The following is a 3079-nucleotide window of genomic DNA, read 5'->3' on the forward strand; positions in this document are numbered from 1 at the left end:
GATCATCAACGAACTAGGGTGAAGCAGTGGTACACAACACAGAACTGAGGCTCCGTCCGCCTCGCAACCGGGTCGAGAAGCGTGCGATCGGCTGGTGGACCCTCCAGTCCTCCCTGTTCGCCCTGCCGCTGCCGCTCGTGTTCGGCATCCTCTACCTGTCCATCCCCCCGGCCCGGTTCGTCTTCGTCTGGCTGTTCCTCGGCACGCTCGTGCCGGGACTGCTGTACATGGGCGTCATGCCCCTCTGGCGCTACCGCGTGCACCGCTGGGAGACGACCGACGAGGCCGTCTACGCCGCCTCGGGCTGGCTCTGGCAGCGCTGGCGGGTGGTACCCCTCTCCCGCATCCAGACCGTGGACCTCCTCCGCGGCCCCCTCCAGCAGATGTTCGGCCTCTCCGGGATCACCGTCACCAGCGCATCCTCCTCCGGCGCCGTGAAGATCAAGGGCCTGGAGCACCGGACGGCCGCCGAACTCGTGGAGCAGCTCACCACGTCCACCCAGGCCGTACCGGGAGACGCCACATGACCTCGGACACCGCCGTGCCCGCCCGGACCGGCACACCGGACGACGAGTGGGGACGCCTCAACCCCCGCCTGCTCCTGGTCAACCTGAGTGTGATCGGTACGCCGCTGGCCACCTTCGGCGCGGCCCTCCTCCTCAACGGCGGCCGGATCAACCTCCAGATCCTGATCACGCTGGGCTCGCTCCTGATCACCTGCCTGGCCATCGCCGGCATCAGCCTGATGCGGCTCGCCACCACCCGCTACCGGGTCACCGCCGACCGGGTGGAGGTCCACAAGGGCCGGTTCTTCCGCAGCGAGCGCTCCGTTCCCGCCGACCGCATCCGCAGCGTCGACCTGACCGCCAAACCCCTGCACAGGATCTTCGGCCTGACCTCCCTCAAGGTCAGCACCGGCGACCAGGGCAGCTCCGACGGCGGCCTGTCCCTGGACGGCCTGAGCACGGCGGACGCGGCCGAGCTGGGCCGCCGGCTGACCGAACTCCGGCGGGCCGCACAGGGCGTGCGGCACTCCGGAGCGGACACCGACCCCACCCTCGCCGAACTCGACTGGGCCTGGCTGCGGTACGCGCCGCTGACCCTCTGGGGCGTCGGCGGCGTCTTCATCGCCGTCGGCAGCGTCTACCGCACCCTGCACGAGATGAAGATCGACCCCCTGGAACTCGGCATCGTCAAGGACCTCCAGGACCGCTTCGGCTCCGTGCCCCTGTGGTACGGCATCCTCGTCACCGTCCTCGTCATCGTCCTCGTCGGAGTCGCCGGCTCGACCGCCACCTTCATCGAGGGCTGGGGCGGCTACCGCCTGGACCGGGAGGAGCCGGGCATGCTGCGGGTCCGCCGCGGCCTGCTGATCACCCGCTCCGTCAGCATCGAGGAACAGCGGCTGCGCGGCGCCGAGGTGGCCGAGCCGATGCTGCTGCGCTGGGCCGGCGGCGCCCGCCTGAAGGCCGTCGCGAGCGGCCTCGGGGACGAGGACGAGAACAGCAGCCGCAGCAGGCTCACTCCGCCCGTACCGCTGGCGCTGGCCCGCCGGGTCGCCGCCGACGTCCTGGGCGAGACCACCGCCCCGACCACCGCCGCCGTGCTCGCCCCGCACCCCCGCGTGGCCCTGCGCCGCAGGATCAACCGCGCCCTCCTCTGGTCGGCCCTGGCCGCGGCGCCGCTCGTCGGTACCGGCCTGTGGCTCACCCCCGTGCTGGTGCACGCCGGCTGGATCACCGGGCTGCTCCTGCTCGCCGCGGGCACGGCCCTGGCGTTCGACGCCTACCGCAACCTCGGGCACGCCGTGCACGGCCGCTACCTGGTCACCCGGTCCGGCACCTTCACCCGCCGTACCGCCGCCCTCCAGCGCGACGGCATCATCGGCTGGTCGATCACCCGCTCGTTCTTCCAGCGCCGGGCCGGCCTGCTCACCCTGGGCGCAGCCACCGCCGCCGGGAACGGCGTCTACAAGGTGCGGGACGTGTCGGTCACGGACGGCCTGGCGCTCGCGGAAGAAGCGGTCCCGGACCTGCTCGCCCCGTTCCTCGAACGGCATCCCCGCACCACGGCCGGCAGCCGGTAGCCCGGCCCGCACAGTCCTGCTCCCCCCCCGGCGGAGGGGCGCTCCCACGGGACCGCCCCTCCGCTTCTTCCGTTTCCCCTTTGCTTCCCCGTACTGTCTTGACAGGCCACCGGGAGGCGAGCACACCGACGACCTGGACACCACCGTGGAGCGGATCCGGGAACTCCTCGACGACACCGTCGCCCGGCAGCTCGTCGCCGACGTCCCACCTGCGTCCTGCTGTCCGGCGGCCTCGACTCAAGCGCCATCACCGGGCTCGCCGCCCGGCACCGCGCCACCGAGGGCCTGCCCTTGTACACCTTCGCCGCACCGCCTCGTCGAGTACGTCTACAACACGCGTGGTCGATGAAGACGTACGACGGCCGGGAGAAGAGCCTCCTGCGCGGAGCCACCGCGGACCTCCTGCCGCGGTCCGTGCGGGAACGCACCAAGAGCCCCTACCCCGTCGTCCGGGACTGGCGCTACGCCGAGGCGCTCCAGGAGAGCGCCAAGCACCTGATCGGCGAGGACGGCCCCGTCTTCGGGATCGTCAGCCGGGACTGGCTGGCCGAGACCGTCACCGCCGCCCCCGAGAGCCTGACCCCGGCCGCCCGCAACGGCCTGGAACGGACCCTCGACACCGCGATCCGGCTGGACGTCTACCGGCCCGACATCCGCATGTAGCGGCACGCCCGGCCCCGTGCGGGCCGGCGGGGACGACCCCGCCGGCCCGCATCGCGCTTTCCGCGGCAGGTCGCGAAGTCCCGCGAGGTCCCGCGAAGTCCCCGCGAGTCCGGGGATGTTCCAGGAAGTTCCGGGAAGTCCCCCGGAATTCTTGCCGATTCCGCATTCCGAGGCCATTATGATGCGGTCGCACCCGCCTGTGCAGTGGATTATCGGGTGTTATCGGAATAGGGGCTCCTAGGGGGCCGATAGGGGTTTCTGCCGGGACATCTCCGTGCCAGGGTCATGACCGATCCCCGGTTTTCTCTGCACGGATTGATGGAGCGCGCG

At 71.5% G+C, this 3079-nt stretch carries 3 protein-coding genes; all 3 read left to right on the forward strand.

Going from position 1 to position 3079, the window contains the following annotated elements; all coding sequences use genetic code 11:
* Nucleotides 1–26: 26 nt before the first annotated feature.
* The 3 genes from AC067U_RS18995 to AC067U_RS19005 all read left to right on the forward strand — a co-directional run bounded on the left by AC067U_RS18995 (nucleotide 27) and on the right by AC067U_RS19005 (nucleotide 2749).
* Nucleotides 27–527 carry a PH domain-containing protein gene (locus tag AC067U_RS18995; RefSeq protein WP_478830878.1) on the forward strand — a complete coding sequence of 167 codons (501 nt, stop codon included), beginning with the start codon at nucleotides 27–29 and terminating at the stop codon, nucleotides 525–527.
* Nucleotides 524–2086, forward strand: a complete 1563-nt coding sequence (locus tag AC067U_RS19000; RefSeq protein WP_478830879.1) for a PH domain-containing protein — start codon at nucleotides 524–526, stop codon at nucleotides 2084–2086. The genes AC067U_RS18995 and AC067U_RS19000 overlap by 4 nt, the downstream gene beginning before the upstream one ends.
* Nucleotides 2087–2431: 345 nt before the next feature.
* Nucleotides 2432–2749 carry an asparagine synthase-related protein gene (locus AC067U_RS19005; RefSeq protein ID WP_478830880.1) on the forward strand — a complete coding sequence of 106 codons (318 nt, stop codon included), beginning with the start codon at nucleotides 2432–2434 and terminating at the stop codon, nucleotides 2747–2749.
* Nucleotides 2750–3079 lie beyond the last annotated feature (330 nt).

Source organism: Streptomyces sp. NPDC043853, from assembly GCF_056436025.1.